15 protein-coding genes are annotated in these 15,161 nt (G+C 63.5%); 4 read left to right on the forward strand and 11 right to left on the reverse strand.

Annotated features, from left to right (window positions below):
* Positions 1-1,533: 1,533 nt before the first annotated feature.
* The 8 genes from gatB to V1289_RS48755 form a co-directional block, all read right to left on the reverse strand.
* Positions 1,534-3,012: an Asp-tRNA(Asn)/Glu-tRNA(Gln) amidotransferase subunit GatB gene (gene gatB / locus V1289_RS48720; RefSeq protein ID WP_334407011.1), complete on the reverse strand. Its 1,479-nt coding sequence runs from the start codon at positions 3,010-3,012 to the stop codon at positions 1,534-1,536.
* Positions 3,009-3,314 (reverse strand): hypothetical protein, encoded by a 306-nt coding sequence (locus V1289_RS48725; protein WP_334407013.1) that lies wholly within the window; start codon positions 3,312-3,314, stop codon positions 3,009-3,011. Before V1289_RS48725 ends, gatB begins: the two co-directional genes overlap by 4 nt.
* Positions 3,305-4,777, reverse strand: a complete 1,473-nt coding sequence (gene gatA / locus V1289_RS48730) for an Asp-tRNA(Asn)/Glu-tRNA(Gln) amidotransferase subunit GatA (protein ID WP_334407015.1) — start codon at positions 4,775-4,777, stop codon at positions 3,305-3,307. Before gatA ends, V1289_RS48725 begins: the two co-directional genes overlap by 10 nt.
* On the reverse strand, positions 4,774-4,980 hold the full coding sequence (locus V1289_RS48735) for a hypothetical protein (protein WP_334407017.1): 207 nt from the start codon (positions 4,978-4,980) through the stop codon (positions 4,774-4,776). The genes gatA and V1289_RS48735 overlap by 4 nt, the downstream gene beginning before the upstream one ends.
* Before the next feature lie 70 nt (positions 4,981-5,050).
* Complete coding sequence (gene gatC / locus V1289_RS48740) at positions 5,051-5,338, reverse strand: Asp-tRNA(Asn)/Glu-tRNA(Gln) amidotransferase subunit GatC (protein WP_334407019.1); 288 nt, start codon at positions 5,336-5,338, stop codon at positions 5,051-5,053.
* Between the two features lie 177 nt (positions 5,339-5,515).
* Positions 5,516-6,448 carry an ABC transporter substrate-binding protein gene (locus V1289_RS48745; RefSeq protein ID WP_334407021.1) on the reverse strand — a complete coding sequence of 311 codons (933 nt, stop codon included), beginning with the start codon at positions 6,446-6,448 and terminating at the stop codon, positions 5,516-5,518.
* Between the two features lie 143 nt (positions 6,449-6,591).
* Positions 6,592-7,668 (reverse strand): NAD(P)H-dependent flavin oxidoreductase, encoded by a 1,077-nt coding sequence (locus tag V1289_RS48750; RefSeq protein WP_334407023.1) that lies wholly within the window; start codon positions 7,666-7,668, stop codon positions 6,592-6,594.
* Positions 7,669-7,686: 18 nt separating this feature from the next.
* Positions 7,687-8,691 carry an NAD(P)H-dependent flavin oxidoreductase gene (locus V1289_RS48755; protein ID WP_334407970.1) on the reverse strand — a complete coding sequence of 335 codons (1,005 nt, stop codon included), beginning with the start codon at positions 8,689-8,691 and terminating at the stop codon, positions 7,687-7,689.
* Positions 8,692-8,772: 81 nt separating this feature from the next.
* Here V1289_RS48755 and V1289_RS48760 point away from each other — a divergent pair, with 81 nt between their 5' ends.
* From V1289_RS48760 to V1289_RS48775, 4 genes are read left to right on the forward strand one after another with little or no spacing between them, the layout of a single operon-like run.
* A complete protein-coding gene (locus V1289_RS48760) occupies positions 8,773-9,663 on the forward strand; it encodes a LysR family transcriptional regulator (protein ID WP_334407026.1) in 891 nt (296 codons plus the stop codon).
* Positions 9,664-9,709: 46 nt separating this feature from the next.
* Entirely contained in the window at positions 9,710-10,261 is a 552-nt protein-coding gene (locus V1289_RS48765; RefSeq protein ID WP_309177443.1) for a GNAT family N-acetyltransferase, read from the forward strand.
* A gap of 58 nt (positions 10,262-10,319) precedes the next feature.
* Positions 10,320-10,802 carry a Holliday junction resolvase RuvX gene (gene ruvX, locus V1289_RS48770; RefSeq protein WP_334407030.1) on the forward strand — a complete coding sequence of 161 codons (483 nt, stop codon included), beginning with the start codon at positions 10,320-10,322 and terminating at the stop codon, positions 10,800-10,802.
* A 2-nt stretch (positions 10,803-10,804) separates the two neighbouring features.
* The gene (locus V1289_RS48775) at positions 10,805-11,737 is read left to right on the forward strand and encodes an AEC family transporter (protein ID WP_334407032.1); all 933 of its coding nucleotides are present in this window, start codon (positions 10,805-10,807) and stop codon (positions 11,735-11,737) included.
* Here the strand turns inward: V1289_RS48775 and V1289_RS48780 are convergent.
* The 3 genes from V1289_RS48780 to V1289_RS48790 all read right to left on the reverse strand — a co-directional run bounded on the left by V1289_RS48780 (position 11,734) and on the right by V1289_RS48790 (position 15,149).
* Complete coding sequence (locus V1289_RS48780; RefSeq protein ID WP_334407034.1) at positions 11,734-12,489, reverse strand: CPBP family intramembrane glutamic endopeptidase; 756 nt, start codon at positions 12,487-12,489, stop codon at positions 11,734-11,736. The two genes, V1289_RS48775 and V1289_RS48780, sit on opposite strands and share 4 nt — an antisense overlap.
* 64 nt (positions 12,490-12,553) lie before the next feature.
* Complete coding sequence (locus V1289_RS48785; RefSeq protein ID WP_334407036.1) at positions 12,554-13,324, reverse strand: CPBP family intramembrane glutamic endopeptidase; 771 nt, start codon at positions 13,322-13,324, stop codon at positions 12,554-12,556.
* 181 nt (positions 13,325-13,505) lie between these two features.
* A complete protein-coding gene (locus tag V1289_RS48790; RefSeq protein WP_334407038.1) occupies positions 13,506-15,149 on the reverse strand; it encodes an acyl-CoA dehydrogenase family protein in 1,644 nt (547 codons plus the stop codon).
* Positions 15,150-15,161: the final 12 nt, after the last annotated feature.

The raw sequence follows: 15,161 nt of genomic DNA on the forward strand, positions 1-15,161 counted from the left end.
CGCGCGATCAGCAAAAGTGGAACCCGGTTTTGCGTCCGATCGCGCGCCCATCATTGAAGAGCGCATGATCTGGTCGCCAAACCGCCTACACTTTGGCGGATCATGCGCTCGCCGTTTGCCGGCTTGTTGGGATGATCATGACCGATCAAATTTGAAGGGCAGTTTAAGTATCGCGATGAACGGGGTGTAAACGCGCAGCCCGTGCGGAAAACGCGGAATCGCAAAAGTGCCTGTCTCGCAGGCATTTGGATGCGATCGTGAAGTTCGGTTTACCCTGCCGCTTCGCCGAACGATAACCATCGCGACAACGCCGATGATCGTCATCCCTCACCGGATCGCGGCGAGCCTGATGACCGTCTCCGGCGGATGGTCCCGTGTTCCGAAACGCGCGATGGAAGCGAGAAGCCGCGGCGTGCCGGGTTCCGGCATTCGCGGGGGCGTATGACGGGGGCTGCGGCGAAATCGCGAGGCGGACCCGAACCGGTCGACGCCTGCAAACACGTCAGAAAGAGATTGGGGAAATCAAGACGCCCGGCGCCAAATGCGCGGCAATCGGAACGGGAGCGTTCCGGGGAACGAGGGCGTCGGCGAACACGTCAGGACCAGATTTCACTTTGGGGCTTTGGGCCCGGTGAAATTGCGGAGCTCGAGGAGGTCCGCACCGAACGAAGAAAACCTGTTTCTTCTGCCGGACCGGTTTTGAAAGAGCGAGCTCTTCCGAAATTCGATCCAGCCGTTTGACCTGATGTCTCGCCGACACCCTCTTTCGTCGACCAGAGCCATCCGATTTGGATTTGCTTGTTTAGAAGCAGATCGTCTTAGGGCTCGTGTGACGTGCCGGCATCAAGCCGCCGGCAATTCGTAAAGAAGCGAGATTACTTCTTCTTCTTGGCGACCTTGCGGGTCTTCTTCGCAGTCTTCTTCACTGCGCTCTTCGCCTTCTTCGCCTTCTTAGCTTTCTTGGCCATGTTGCCCTCCTGATGTAGTGAGATGGCTTAATCGCTGCGTGCACTCGGGAATCGAGATGCACTACATCCCGAATACACCAACACACTCAAAAAAACAGCGTCCCGCTTAAGGAAGTGTTGACACGGCGATGCCGGAGCGCACGCCGCGTGTTGATGTCAGGCACGACAACGCCTTCGTTCAGCGATGCGAAAAGTGTAGCAAGGACCGACATCGCCGTTTGTCAATATTGCAGGAAGCGCCTGTGTCGCAGCTGTTTCTGCAATTCACATCATCGACGGTCGATACGCGATCGACGTCGTTGCGACTCATCAGGGTCGAGCAAAAGCCGTTTGCGCGGACTCTGAGTCGCAAATTTTGGCAATAAAAAAATTTTCGTGTCCGGGGCGCTAACGTCTCATCGGCGCTCGCCAAAACCGAATTTTTGGACGAATCGGCGCGACCGATTCGCGGGGCGCTTCCTGGTCGCGACGATGAATTTTCAGATCGCGACGAACATTCGACGCGCGCTTCGCGTGCGCCGACCGCGATGGCGGCAGCGATGTCGCCGTCCCGTTACGGGACGTTTCAGATGCCGAGCCTGGTCTTGAGCAGAACGTTGACGGCCTTCGGATCGACCTTGCCGCCCGACGCTTTCATGACCTGACCGACAAACCATTGGATCGCCGCCGGCTTGGCTTTCGCCTGCTCGACCTTGTCCGGATTGCCGGCGATGATGTCATCGACCAGCTTTTCGATCGCGCCGAGATCGGTGACCTGCTTCATGCCGCGCGCCTCGACCAGCGCGCGCGGGTCGCCGCCTTCCTGCCAGACGATCTCGAACAGATCTTTTGCAATTTTCCCGGAAATGGTGCCCTCGCCGATCAGGTCGATGATCGATGCAAGCTGAACCGCTGACACGGGAGAGCCCGTAATATCCCGGCCTTCCTTGTTGAGACGCCCGAACAGCTCGTTGATCACCCAATTGGCGGCGAGCTTGCCGTCGCGGGCCTGGTCGGCGAGCTTTGCCAGCACGGTTTCGTAGAAGTCCGCGCTCTCGCGTTCGGCCACCAGCACGCTGGCGTCGTAGGGCGACAGTCCGAAGCCCGCGATGAAGCGCGCCTTCTTCTGGTCCGGCAATTCCGGCAGCTCCGCCTTCAGCGCGGCGACATAGGCTTCGCTGAATTCGAGCGGCAGCAAATCGGGATCCGGGAAATAGCGGTAGTCGTGCGCCTCTTCCTTGGAACGCATCGAGCGCGTCTCGCCCTTGTTGGGGTCGTAGAGGCGCGTTTCCTGGTCGATGGTGCCGCCGTCCTCGATGATCTCGATCTGGCGCCGCGCCTCGTACTCGATCGCCTGCCCGATGAAGTTGATCGAGTTCATGTTCTTGATCTCGCAGCGGGTGCCGAGCGCGCCGCCCGGCTTGCGCACGGAGACGTTGACGTCGGCGCGCAAGGACCCCTTCTCCATGTCGCCGTCGCAGGTGCCGAGGTAGCGCAGGATCGAACGCAGCTTTGTCACATAGGCCTTGGCCTGTTCGGCGTCGCGGATGTCGGGTTTTGACACGATCTCCATCAGCGCCACGCCGGAGCGGTTGAGATCGACAAAGGACAGCGACGGCGACTGGTCGTGCAGCAATTTTGCGGCGTCCTGTTCCAGGTGCAGCCGCTCGATGCCGATGGTGGCGGTCTTGCCGCCGCCGAGTTCGACCGTAACCTCGCCCTCGCCCACGATCGGCGATTTGTACTGGCTGATCTGGTAGCCCTGCGGCGAGTCCGGATAGAAATAGTTCTTGCGGTCGAACACCGAGCGCAGGTTGATCTTTGCGTTGAGCCCTAGCCCGGTGCGGACCGCCTGCCGGACGCACTCTTCGTTGATCACGGGCAGCATGCCCGGCATCGCGGCGTCGACCAGCGACACATGGGTGTTCGGCTCGCCGCCGAATTCGGTCGAAGCGCCGGAAAACAGTTTTGAGTTCGAGGTGACCTGGGCGTGGACTTCCAGCCCGATCACCATTTCCCAGTCGCCGGTGGCGCCTTTGATCAGCTTGTGCGTCGCCGTACTCATGTCTTTCCACCTCCGAGCAGCGCGGAAGCGATCCGCTCCCATTCGGTTTCAAGAGAATCCTTCGCGGCCGGCTGGCCGGCCTGCCGGTACCAGTATCCGGCATTGCCGCGGTCGCCCTCGACGCGATGCAGATAGGCATGAACCCAGGCGGCTTCCGCCGTCTCTTCGTTCATCACGATCTTGTGCGCCTGGTCCCATTGCCCCTTGGCGGCCCACCACAATGCGGCCAGCGGCGGCACGAGACCGGGTGCAGGCGCTGCGCCCGACAGGCTGGCTCTGAAATCCGCGACGCTCACCACCACCTCGGCGGCGTAAACCGCCCCGCCGCCTGCTCGACGACTTCGCCGAGCGAGAACAGCGTCTCCTCATCGAAGGGACGGCCGATCAGTTGCAGCCCGAGCGGCAGGCCCTGGGCATCCTTGCCGGCGGGAACGGCGATCCCCGGCAGCCCCGCCATGTTCACGGTCACCGTAAAAATGTCGTTGAGGTACATCTCGACCGGATCGGCGCCCTTCTCACCGACGCCGAACGCCGCCGACGGCGTCGCCGGCGTCAGGATCGCGTTGATGCCCTTGGCAAAGCAATCCTCAAAGTCCTTCTTGATCAGCGTCCGCACCTTTTGCGCACGCAGATAATAGGCGTCGTAATAGCCGGCCGAGAGCACATAGGTGCCGATCATGACGCGGCGGCGGACTTCGGCGCCAAAACCTTCGGCGCGGGTGTTCTCGTACATCTCGCCAATGCTGCGGCCGGGCACGCGCAGGCCGTAGCGCACGCCGTCGTAGCGCGCGAGATTCGACGAGGCTTCCGCGGGCGCCACGATGTAGTAGGCCGGCAGCGCGTATTTGGTGTGCGGCAGCGATACCTCGACCAGTTCGGCGCCGGCCGCCTTGAGCCAAGCCCCACCCTCGCTCCAGAGCTTTTCGATCTCGGCCGGCATGCCGTCGAGGCGATATTCCCTGGGGATTCCGATCTTCATCCCCTTCACGGATTTCCCGATCGACGCCTCGTAGTCCGGCACCGCGCGGTCGACGGAGGTGGTGTCCTTGGGATCATGGCCCGCCATCGAGCGCATCAGGATCGCGGAATCGCGCACCGTGCGCGCGATCGGACCTGCCTGGTCGAGCGAGGACGCAAACGCGACGATGCCCCAGCGCGAGCAGCGGCCGTAGGTCGGTTTCACGCCGACGGTCGCGGTGAACGCCGCCGGCTGGCGGATCGAGCCGCCGGTATCGGTCGCGGTGGCGCCCATGCAGAGCAGGGCTGCGACCGCCGACGCCGATCCGCCGGAGGAACCGCCCGGCACCAGCGTGGTGTTGGAGCCCTCGCGCCGCCACGGATTGACCACCGGGCCAAAGCACGAGGTCTCGTTCGATGAGCCCATCGCGAATTCGTCATTGTTGAGCTTGCCCAGCATGACAGCACCGTCGCGCCAGAGCTGCGAGGTCACGGTGGATTCATAGGGCGGGATGAAATTGCCGAGGATCTTTGAGCACGCGGTGGTGCGGACATCTTTGGTCGCGAACAGATCCTTGATGCCGAGCGGAATGCCCGCCAGTGGTCCGCCCTCGCCTTTTGCGATCCTGGCGTCGATCGCCCGCGCCATGGCGCGGGCCTGATCCGGCGTTTCCAGCACGAACGCATTGAGCGAGCGCGCCGCCTCGATCGCGGCGAGATGCGCGTCGGTCAGCTCAAGCGAGGTAAAAGACTTGTTCGCGAGGCCATTCCTGGCCTCGGCGATCGTCATCGATATCAAATCGGTCATTTATTGATCGGGCTGCAGAAGAACGGAGAGAGCGTCTTGTCATTGGCGGGATCGTTGGCGCGCGCCTTGTCGGCAGCCTCGAGCTGGTCGAGCACGACATCCATCGCCTTGTCGGGATCGGCGGCCTTGCCCTGCCGCTCCATCGTGTCGAGGTAGTTCATGTAGGCCTGATAGGCCTTTTCATCGTCGCAGAGCATGCACATCGCTGACTCTTTTGTTTGACGCGTTTTCTTCACGCGAACCGGTAGCCACTTCGCTCGAAAACGCTATGAACTACTCGACGACCTTCGGCACCAGAAAGAAATGGTCCTGCGTTTCCGGCGCATTCCTCACGACAGCGTCCGCGATCTCGCCGTCACTGACTACGTCGGGACGCTTCTTCATTTCCATCGGCGTCACCGACGTCATCGGCTCGACGCCGTCGACATTCACTTCCGAAAGCTGCTCTACAAAGGCCAGCATCGCATTCAGTTCGCCCTGCAGATGGGGAACTTCGGCCTCGGTGACCGCAATCCGCGCAAGATGCGCGATGCGGCGAACGGTCGTGGCGTCGACGGACATAATATAGGGCCTCTGGGCAGCAAAATCAGCCCGCCGTATAGCAGAGGCTGCTTTTGCACCGCAACCATGGGAACATGGTCCAGGCGCCCGGTTACCCGCCATTCCTGGCAATCCGCCCCCCCGATCACACGCCCGCATGCCTCAGGCGCCCCAAAACGCGTCATCCGCGGAAGCGCGCTACTCGATCACCTCGTCGGCCGTGAACAGCAGGTTGGGCGGCACCGTAATTCCGAGTTCTCTCGCGGTCTTGAGGTTGAAGACCATTTGAAACGTCGTGGGCTGCTCTACCGGCAGATCGTCGGGCCTCTCGCCTTTCAGGATTCGTGCTGCATAGGCACCCATTCGGCGATAGACGGCGGCAAGGCTCGGTCCATAACTCATGAGCCCACCGGCATTGGAAAACTCGTGCTCAAAATAGATCGTGGGCACCTTGGCGCGCGCCGCTGTCGCCACCAGTTGCGCGCGCCGGCTATCGAAGAACGGGTCGGCCGCAACGATCAGCCCATCTGTTTTCGACGCCACAATGGCCGCAAACGCCGCCTCGATCTCATCGACATTGCTGGCGTTGAGGATCGAAAGCTGCACGCCTTTCGCCCTTGCCGCTTCCGGGGCCCCGCGAACCGAAGGCTCGGCCGTCGGGCTGTTCGGATTGACCAGTAGAGCAATCGTTTTGGCGTTGGGAATGAGTTCGCAAAGCAACTCAAGCCGCTTTGGGGTCAGCTGGGTGAAGAGAACGCTGAGGCCCGTGGCATTGCCGCCGGGCCGGGCGAGACTGGCGACCAACCCGGCTTCCACGGCATCGTTCCCAACTTCAAAAACGATCGGGATGCTGGATGTAGCATTTTTCGCGGCTTTCGCCGGCGGCGGACCGAAGGCTGCGATCAGATCGACCTTGAGCCCGACGAGGTCGGCCGCCAAGGCCGGCAACCGGTCATAACGCCCCTCGGCCCAGCGGTACTCGACCGCCACGTTCTGCCCCTCGGCAAAACCGAATTCTTTCAGCCCCTGCAGAAATGGTTCGGCGGTCGGCACGTAGCCGGGAGCGGCAAAGTGAAGATAGCCGACAACCGGCATCGGCTTACGCTGCCCGTAGGCAGCCAGTGGCCACATCAAAGCGCCACCGGCAATGGTTATGAATTTCCGCCGTTGCATCAAGGCAACAGCTAACAGGTCGCAATACCGCGTGCACCAAAAATCACGCGTTCGATCTCGGATGGAACACGCCGCGGCCCGACACCAAACGGTGGCGCAGTTCAGCCCGCGATTTGGCTCAAGCGCGCCAGCGCGCTGCCGGCGAGCGCCCGGGTCAGCTCGGCGGCCGGCATTTCGCGCCCCAATCGAACCGCCTGGCCGGCCCACAGGTTGGTGAAATCGACCTTGCCGAGTTTTTCCGCCGCCGCCTTCAGCGGTCCGAGCGCGGTGGCCGAATGCGGAAAGGCCGGTGCGTCCGGCGAGATCGGGCCGACTTCGCGCATCACGCGGTTGGCGACGCCGCGCGCGGGCCGCCCGGTCATGACATTGGTAATGACGGTGGAATCGTCGCGCGCCTGGGCCAGCGCGATCCGCGCCGAGGCAATCACCTTCGATTCCGGGCAGCGCAGATAGGCGCTGCCGATCTGCACGCCCGAGGCGCCGAGCGCAAACGCCGCCGCGATCCCGCGCCCGTCGGCGATGCCGCCGGCCGCGATCACTGGCACCTTCACCGCATCGACCACCTGCGGCACCAGCGCGAAGGTACCGGGCTGTTCGGCAATGTTGTCGGTCAGGAACATGCCGCGATGGCCGCCGGCCTCGGCGCCCTGCGCGATGATGACGTCGGCGCCGTTCTCCTCGAGCCAGATCGCCTCTCTCACGATGGTCGCCGACGACATCACGAGAGAGCCGGCCGCCTTGACGCGCTTCACCATAGCCGGGTCCGGCAGGCCGAAATGGAAGCTGACGACTTCCGGCTTCAACTCCTCCACCAGCGCGCACATCGCCTCGTCAAACGGCGCGCGGTTGGCGGCATTGACGGGTGCCGCGGGATCGAGCCCCAACTCCTTGTAGTAAGGCCCAAGCCGCGCCTTCCAGCCGGCTTCGCGCGCCGGATCGGCATCGACCCGCGTGTGGCAGAAGAAGTTCATATTGACCGGCGCGGACACCCGCTGGCGGATGATGTTGATCTGCTCACGGGCCTTCTCCACGGACAGCATCGCGCACGGCAACGAGCCCAGCGCCCCGCCCTGCGCCGCCGCGATCACGAGCTCGGCATCCATGATCCCGGCCATCGGCGCCAGCACGATCGGAAACTCGGTCTTGAAGAGGTCGATAATTCGGCGGTCTGGCCACATGGTTTGTCTCACGATCTTTCAGGCGACAGAAGCGATGGAGTTACGCCGGCCCTGCAACGTTTGCTCGGCTTCAGCGACGATGCGGCCGACGATCTCTGCAGCCGGTGGAATATCATGGATCAGCCCGACGGACTCACCGGCAAACACGGCGGCGACATCGAAATTGCCTGCGGCCTTCGCCGCCGCATACTCCACGGTGACCTCGTCCGCGCGCTGCATCAGCTCGATCTCGCGGCCTGTCCAGCGCCGGAGATGATCGTTGGAAAGCGCGCGCGCGGTGAACGGCGCCGGCCACATCAGCTTGCGCGACCAGTCGAACACGACGCCGCGCACGGTCTCGCCGCTGTTCGCCGCGCGTATCCGCTGCTTGGCCTCCTCGGCGCCGTCGGCCTCGATGCTGGCATAGAAGCGCGTCCCGATCAGCACGCCCGATGCCCCCAGCATCATCATCGCCGCCAGGCCACGTCCATCGGCGATGCCGCCGGCGGCAACCACCGGCACGCGGCCGGCCGCGAGATCGACGATCGCGGGCACGATGTCGATCGTGGTGCGCGAGGCGCCGTGCCCGCCGGCTTCGGTGCCCTGCGCGATTAGAATATCCGCGCCGGCATCGAGCGCCTGTCTCGCAATGTCCTCGCTCTGCACCTGGCAGATCAGCAAGCTCCGCGCCGCCTTGATCTTTGGCGCGAACGGCGCGGGATCGCCGAACGACAGCATGATCGCGCGCGGTCGCGCTTCGAGTGCGATGTCGAGCAACTCGGGCTGCTTTGCCAGGCTCCAGGTGATGAAGCCGATGCCGAACGGTCCTGCAAATCCCTTCAGCTTCGTGGTCTCCGCCTCGAGCCGCGTTCTGTCTCCATAACCGCCGCCCAAAATGCCGAAACCGCCGGCATCACTGACCGCCCTGACCAGCCGGCTGCCGGAGATCGTGTCCATCGGCGCCAACAGGATCGGGTGTCGAATACCCAGCCGCGCCGTCAATTCGGTGCTGATCGCCATGCGATTGCTCCCTGTTCTGGACAGCCAGTCTAGGTGAGCCTACTATTCTCTGAAAATGAATACTAGAGAACGCTGCCATCTCGCAATTGAAACGGAGCTAATCCCGTGGAATTGATCGATCTCGTGACTTTTTCCACGGTCGCGCGGCTCGGCGGCATCACCCGCGCCGCCGACGAACTCAACACCGTGCAATCCAACGTCACGCAGCGGGTGAAGGCGCTTGAAGCCGAGATCGGCACCGCGCTGTTCGAGCGGCACAGCCGCGGCATGACGCTGACCGGCGCCGGCCGCCGCTTGTTGCCCTATGCGCAGCGGATGGCCGCGCTGTCGCGCGAGGCGGTGCTGGCCGCACGCGACGATGGCGAGCCGAAGGGACCGCTCTCGATCGGCTCGATGGAGACGACCGCCGCGGTGCGCCTGCCCGCACTGCTGGCCGCATTTCACCGGCGTTATCCGGCGGTGCGGTTGACGCTGCGGACGGCGCCGACCGCCGAGCTCGTCGCCGCCGTGCTTGACGGTACGCTGGATGGCGCCTTCGTCGCCGGTCCGATCGAGCATGCCGAACTCAGCGCCGTGACCGCGTTCAGGGAAGAACTCGTGCTGGTCACCGCGCGGCGATGGACCAGCCTTGCCGCATTGCGTGCCGGCACGCCCGAGTCAGGCCCGACGGCGCTGGTGTTCCGCACCGGCTGCACCTACCGGCAACGGCTCGAACAGGTGTTTTCGGAATTCGGCTGGCCGTCGGCCGCCCGCTTCGAACTGGGCACGCTCGACGGCATGATCGGCTGCGTCGCCGCCGACATGGGCGTGACGCTGCTGCCCCGCGCCGTGGTCGAACGCGACCATGTCAACCGCGACATCAGCATTCACGCACTCGCAGCGTCGCAGTCACGTGTCGACACGCTCTTCATCCAGCGCCGCAGCGCGCACCAATACAGTGCGCTGCAGGGGTTTGTTACTTGCCTGGAGAGAAGCGAAGAGGTCATCGCGGCCTGACCCTCCGCACGACCGGCACCGACTTCATTTGCTGCGCGAGCCACTGATGTCCATCGCAATTCCAACGATCACGACATCGCGCCTGATCCTTCGCCCGTTGGAGCTCGCCGACGCCGATGCCGTGCAAGCAATTTTCCCTCGGTGGGAGATCGTGCAGTTCCTGAACCGTCAGATTCCATGGCCCTATCCGGCTGACGGTGCCCTGACATTCCTTCGCGACACCGCGCTTCCAGCGATGCGATCGGGTAGCGCTTGGCACTGGTCAATCCGGCCCAAACCCGAGCCCGGGCAATTAATCGGCGTCATCAGCCTGATGGACAAGCCCGACGAGAACAGAGGTTTCTGGCTCGACCCGGGGTGGCAAGGCCGAGGGCTGATGACGGAGGCATCCTCGGCGGTGACCGATTACTGGTTCGAAACTCTGGAGCGGCCCGTTCTTCGCGCTCCGAAGGCCGCCGCCAACCTGCCATCGCGCCGTATTTCAGAGAGCAGCGGCATGCGTGTGATCCGGACAGAGGATCTGGATTATGTGTCGGGTCGGCATCCCAGTGAAATCTGGGAAATCACGCGCGAGGAGTGGCGCAGACGATCCCGCTAGTCGACCATCTTCCACCGCGGCTTTGCGCAACCGCCAACGCGCGTGTTATGCGAACGCCATGCCCGCCCCCATCCTTCCCCTGATTGAAGCCGCTGCACACTGGCCGGAACGCGGCGCGCTGATCGGCCTCGATCTCGGCACCAAGACCATCGGGGTTGCGGTGTCCAACGCCGATCGCAGGCTTGCGACCGGCGTCGAAACCATCCGCCGCACGGCCTTCAAGGCCGACGCGGCGCGGCTGCTGGCTCTTGCCCGCGAGCGCAACGCGGTCGGCTTCGTGCTCGGCCTGCCGATCAACATGGACGGCAGCGAGGGCCCGCGCGCGCAATCGACCCGCGCCTTCGCGCGGAATTTCTCAAAGCTCACCGATCTCGCGATCGGCTTCTGGGATGAGCGATTGTCCACCGCCGCCGTCGAGCGCGAGCTGATCGGGATGGACGTCAGCCGCGCCCGCCGCGCCGAGGTGATCGACGAGCACGCTGCGATCTTCGTCCTGCAGGGCGCGCTGGACCGGTTGGCGACGCTGCGCGGGGATCGCTGACGATGGCGGTGGTGATCGCGGCGCTGTTTCCGGTGTTTTTGCTGATCGTGCTGGGTTTTGTCCTGAGGCGCAGCCTGATGCGGCTGGAGACGCAATGGCACGGGCTGGAACGGCTGACCTATTACGTGCTGTTCCCGATGTTGCTGATCCAGACGCTGGTGAAGGCCGACCTGACAAAAGTGCCGGTCGCCGGCGTCGGCGGCGCGCTCCTGATCTCGGCGCTCGCGATGTCGCTGCTGTGTCTGGCGCTGCGTCCCCTGCTCGCGCGCTGCGCGATCGACGGGCCGGCCTTCACCTCGATCTTCCAGGGCGCCACCCGCTGGCAGACCTATGTGGCGCTGGCCGTCTCCGGCAATCTCTATGGCGATGTCGGGCTGGCGCTGGCGTCGGTGGCGATGGTGGCGATCATCCCGCTGGTCAACGTGTTCAGCGTGGCCGTGCTCGCCCATTACGCTTCGCCGGAAAAACGGTCGGTCGGCTCCATCGTGATGACTGTGGTGCGCAATCCCCTGATCTGGGCTTGCGCGATCGGGCTCGTGCTCAACGTCACGCACATCCCGTTGCCAAAAATCTGGCATGAGGTCGCCGACGCGCTCGGCCGTTCCTCGCTCGCGATCGGTCTGCTCGTCACCGGCGCCGGCCTGCATCTCGAAGGCATGTTTCGCCCGAGCCTCGCCGCGTCAGTCGCAGTATTCCTCAAGCTGATCCTGATGCCGGTGCTCGCGGTCGCCCTCGCGCTATGGTTCGGGCTATCCGGCTCGAATCTGGCGATCGTCGCCGCCTGCTCGGCGGTGCCGGCCTCCTCCTCAGCCTACGTGCTGGCCCGGCAGATGGGCGGCGACGCGCCGCTGCTGGCGCAGATCATCACGCTGCAGACGATTTTGGCGGCAATCACCATGCCGATCGCGATCGCGCTGGCGGCAACTTGGCCTTAGAGTAGGCCAACCGGAGAATATACGGCGATGTTCATGGCTGAATGAGCCATCACGGTCAGCCACGTCGAATTGCTACGCCAACGAAAATGGCCGAGAGCCAGACCCGTGAGGAAGATCCAAAAACGCCCGAACCAATCGTACTGGATATGGATCATCGCCCACAATATCGACGTCAGCACGATGGTTCCAACCGGACCGAGGAAAGACTGCGACCAGCCACGAAACATGAAGCCACGGACGACAAACTCCTCCATGACCGGCACCGCAATGCAGATGCCAATCAAGAAGATCAACAGCCCGCCGGATTCCCTGGCGCTTAGATAAGGATCAGGCGAAATCGGTTCCACGCCGACGAACGATACGGCCAAGGACTCGGCCAACAAGAGGATCGCTGTAATCGCCAGCGCGCGCAGTAGTTCGCCTGGGTTCGGCCAGTTCAACGCAAGATATTCGGCGAAGTCTCTGCGCGCCGTTCGGATAGCGATCCAGAGTACGGCGATCGTAAGCGGGCTTGCGACGATGTAGGCGACGCCAAGCCAAGGCCCCTGCATCCCGAACACTTTAAATTGAGCAGGAGACAACATCTTCGGCCCATCGTGCATGGCCAGCATGAAGGCCAAGGCAAACCACCACGTCAAAGCAAAAACGATGTAAGCAACCAGGCTGACGAACAGCGTCTCCATGAAGTCCCAAGTCCGGAGCGGTGGTGGCGAGCCGGGGACCGGAGCATTGGCATTTTCGAGATTCGACATGTCGACTTTCTGCGACAATTTCACGGCGAAGGTGGGTGCATCTTCTACCTAACATACGGGACGATTATCCCACCAGCCACATGCTCTGCACCGTCGCGGCAAAATTGTTGAGGCCGTGCAGAACGATCGTCAGCCAGAGCGAATTCGAGCGATAGCGCAAATAGCCGAGCAACAGGCCGATCGAAAATATCTCGCCGAAAAAGAACCAGTTGTACTGCATGTGCAGCGCCGTCCATGCCAGCGACGACAGCAGGATCGCGCCGGGGACCCGCAGGAACGACTCCGACCAGCCGCGGTAGAGAAAGCCGCGGGCGAGCAATTCCTCCGAGATCGGCGCGGCGACGCAAAACGCGATCAGCAACAGCCACACCGAACCGTCGGCCTGCGCCGATTTCAGCACGTCGCCCATGAACCCGGGCTGGACTTCCCGCCCCAACACACGCGACACCAGGTCCCAACCCATCACCAGCGCGACCATCGCCATGACACCAATGATGACCATCTTCCACGACGTCCCGCGCAGCGCGAGATATTCGGCAAACCGCGTGCGTGTCGGACGGATCGCAATCCACAACGCCAGGATCACCGCGGGCAATCCCATGACGACGGACAGCGAAATCGTCCGCCCGCCGCCGACCACATGGATGGCCGCGGCGACATCGATCGGCCCGTCCCGCATCAGCACGAAATAAGCGATGACGGTCAGCTGCCCGACGAACATCCCGCCGAAGACAAACAGGCCCCATAACGCCGTGCCCCAGAACTGCCAGATCCGGGGCGGACGTTCGGTCGGAGTGACGGTGAAGGGAGGATTTTCGGGGTTAAGGGAATCCATCGCTGACTTTCAGTTGGCAGGAGCTTTAACTCTCCGTCATGGCCGGGCATAGCCGTCCGAAGGACGGCGTCGCTTCCGCTTGCCTACGCCCGGGCATCCACGTCTTTCGTTCGTACATCAAGAAAGAACGTGGATGGCCGGGACAAGCCTGGACAAGCCCGGCCATGACGTCGGTGGGTTTTCACGGCAGCGCCCGCTCCAGCAAACCACGGACATCGTTGTTCGCCAGATCGACCGCGCCATACATGCTGGCGTGATTGGCGGCAAGCCGGGTGGCCGCGAACAATTCGGCCTGATGCGGCGAGACGCCGTTGAGCGCGGCGGCGGCAGCCAGCAGCGCCAGTTTTTCGACCGCGAGCCGCGCCACGCGCTCGCTGTCCAGACGGCGGAACGATTTGCCGACAAACACGATCGCCTCGCCGGCGCCCGGCAGGCCCAGCGTCTCGCCGGTGAGTTCGTGCAAAACGGCCAGCGCCGAGTCGGCCTCGCGCGACAACGCGCGGAGCACGTCAAGGCACATCACATTGCCCGAACCTTCCCAGATCGCGTTGACCGGCGCCTCCCGATAGTGCCGCGCCAAAATGCCCTCCTCCACATAGCCATTGCCGCCGAGGCACTCCATCGCCTCGTAGAGGAAGCCGGGCGCGCTCTTGCAGACCCAGTATTTGATCGCCGGCGTCAGCAGCCGCATATAGGCGGCCTCCTTGGGCTGATCGGGGGCGCGGTCGAACGACCGGCACAGCCGCATCACCAGCGCGATCGAGGCTTCGACATGCAGCGCCATGTCCGACAGCACCGCCTGCATCAGCGGCTGATCGGCGAGATGTTTCTGGAATACGCTGCGGTGCCGCGCGTGATGCAGCGCATGCGCCAATCCCGACCGCATCAAACCCGCCGAGGCGATCGCGCAATCCTGCCGCGTCAACTGCACCATCTGGATGATGGTGCGGATGCCCTTGCCCTCATCGCCGATCCGCATCGCGTAAGCGCCGGCGAATTCCACTTCCGAAGAGGCATTGGAGCGGTTGCCGAGCTTGTCCTTCAATCGCTGAAACCGGATCGCGTTGACCGAACCATCCGGCGCGAAGCGCGGCATGAAGAAACAGCTCAGGCCTTCGTCGGCCTGCGCCAGCACCAGAAACGCGTCGCACATCGGCGCCGACATGAACCATTTATGGCCGGTAATGCGATAGGCGTCGCCGTCCCGCTCCGCGCGCGTCATGTTGGATCGGACGTCGGTGCCGCCCTGCTTCTCGGTCATGCCCATGCCGAGCGTCATGCCGCGTTTGGTCCACCACGGCGCAAAAGCCGGATCATACGCGCGGGTCGCAATCACCGGCATCGTCGCGGCCAGCAAATCCGGCTGCGCCGCCAATGCCGCGACCGAAGCGCGCGTCATGGTGATCGGACAGAGATGCCCGGTCTCTACCTGAGCAGCCATGTAAAACTTGGCGGCGCGTATCACTTCCGCCGCACCGCCGGCCGGCTGGCCCTGTGCGCTCCAGGTCGAATTGTGCACGCCGGCATGCGTACTGTGCGCCATCAGTTCGTGATAGGCCGGATGGAACTCGACCTCGTCGCGGCGATTGCCTTTGGCATCGAACGTCCGCAGCTTCGGCGTGTTCTCGTTGGCGATCCGGCCCCGTTCCGCCATCGCGGCCGAACCCCAATGCCTGCCGAACTCCGACAGCTCTTGCTCCACCGCCGCACCGCCATTGGCGGCGACCGCAGCGGCCAGCGGCCGGTCCACCGCGAACAGATCGACGTCGCAAAACGGCGGTGACTGGTTGAAGACCTCGTGGGTTGAGAATGAAGCCTGCGTCATGGCCGGTCCTGG

Source organism: Bradyrhizobium sp. AZCC 2289 (genome assembly GCF_036924615.1).
In the GTDB taxonomy this organism is placed as follows: Bacteria; Pseudomonadota; Alphaproteobacteria; order Rhizobiales; family Xanthobacteraceae; genus Bradyrhizobium.